1 protein-coding gene is annotated in these 1,851 nt (G+C 73.0%); it reads right to left on the reverse strand.

Going from position 1 to position 1,851, the window contains the following annotated elements:
- Nucleotides 1-1,851 (reverse strand): glycosyltransferase (locus N790_RS04875; protein ID WP_043801511.1); only part of this gene is annotated, 1,851 nt, incomplete at both ends.

Raw genomic sequence — 1,851 nt, forward strand, 5'->3', positions numbered from 1 at the left:
GCCGCGCCCACAGCGCCGGGTCGTCGTAGACGCGTTGCACCGCGTCGGCGAAACCGGCGGCGTCGTCGGCCACCAGCACGTCCTCGCCTTCGCGCAGGTGCATGCCTTCCACCGCGCAGGTGGTGGCCACCACGGGCAGGCCGTGCGCCAGCGCCTGGTTCACCTTGCCCTTCACGCCGGCGCCGTAGCGCAGCGGCGCCAGCGCCACGCGCGCGCCGCGCAGCAGCGGGTCGAGGTCGGGCACGTAGCCGTGGAAGCGGATGCCCTCGCGCTGGCCCAGGGCTTCGATTTCCGGCGGTGCGTCGCCGCCGACCAGGTTCAGCACCAGCCCGGGCGCGCGTTCGCGCAGGCGCGGCAGGATGTCGTCGGCCAGCCACAGCGCCGCGTCCACGTTCGGCGGGTGGCGGTAGCTGCCGACGAAGAGCAGGCCCTCGCGCGCGTCGAAGCCGGGGCCGGCGCCGCCGGTTTCGTGGATGTTCGACACCACGTCCACGCGCGCCAACGGCATTTCGCTGGCCAGCAGCGCCTGCTCGGCATGGCTCACCACCCAGGTCAGGTCGCTCTGGGCGATCAGCTCCAGCTCCACCTTGCGGGTGCGCGCCGCGGCGCGCAGGCGCGAGGCGTCGCCGGAAAGTTCGGCCTCGCGCTGCTCGCGCAGGTGGTGCAGGTCCACGGTGTCGAACACCACGGTGGCGCGCGGTGCGTGCGAGCGCAGCAGCGGCAAGGCCGGCGCCAGCACGTAGTGGCGGCTGCCGATGACCAGGTCGAAGCGCGCGCCGTGCTGCGCCAGCCATTTCGGCACGTCCGACACCCAGGGGTGCCACCAGGCTTCCACGCCCAGCTGCTGCAGGTCGCGGGTGTAGCGGCCGTCGTGGGCGCGGTTCTCGGGGAAAAACACCACCGAGCAGCCCTCCTCGCGCAGCAGGCGCATCAGCGCCAGCATGCGCACCGAGCCGGAATCGCGGTCGGGCGTGGGCGTGCAGGCGTCGAGCACCAGCACGCGGTGGCGGCGGCCGCGCTCGCTGGCGGTTTGCGGGTCGGTGCCGGCGGGCAGGTGCTCGCGCGCCAGCACCTCGCGCCAGCGCGCCAGGAATTTCTTCTGGTTGGCGACCTGGTAGGCCTTCACGCCGCTGGACAGGTCGGTGCCCGAGGTCGCGCCCTCGTGGTGCACCACCACCGACGCCGGCTGGTAGCGCACCTTCAGGCCCTCCTGGCGCACGCGCATGGCCAGGTCGGTGTCTTCGTAGTAGGCCGGCGCGTACAGCGGGTCGAAGCCGCCGAGCCGGTCGAACAGCCCGCGGCGGATCGCGATGGCCGCGCCCGAGCAGTAGTCCACCTCGCGCACGAAGTTGTAGCGCGGGTGCGCGGGGTCGTCGAAGCGGCCGTAGTTCCAGCCCGAGCCGTCGGCGAAGACGATGCCGCCGGCTTCCTGCAGCCGGCCATCGGGATAGACCAGCTTGCTGCCGGCCAGGCCCGTGTCGGGGTGGCGGTCGAAGGTGTCCAGCAGCGCGTCGAGCCAGCCGGGCTGCACCGTGGTGTCGTTGTTGAGGAAGACCAGGAACTCGCCTTTCGCCAGCGCCGCGCCGGCGTTGCAGGCGCCGATGAAGCCGAGGTTCTTCGGATTGCGGTGGAAACGCAGGCCCGACACCGAGGGCAACAGGTTGGGCGTGTCGTCGCTGGAACCGTCGTCGACGACGATGACCTCGAAGCCGGCGGCGTCGCCGCAGTCGGCCAGCGCGCGCAGGCAGGCCAGGCTCAGCGCCAGCTGGTTGTAGACCGGCACGATGACGCTGGCGCGCGGCGCGGCCGGGCGCGGCAGCCGCAGCGCGATGTCGCCCGCGCCGGGCAGCG

The sequence above is a fragment of the Arenimonas malthae CC-JY-1 genome (assembly GCF_000747075.1).
Lineage (GTDB): Bacteria > Pseudomonadota > Gammaproteobacteria > Xanthomonadales > Xanthomonadaceae > Arenimonas > Arenimonas malthae.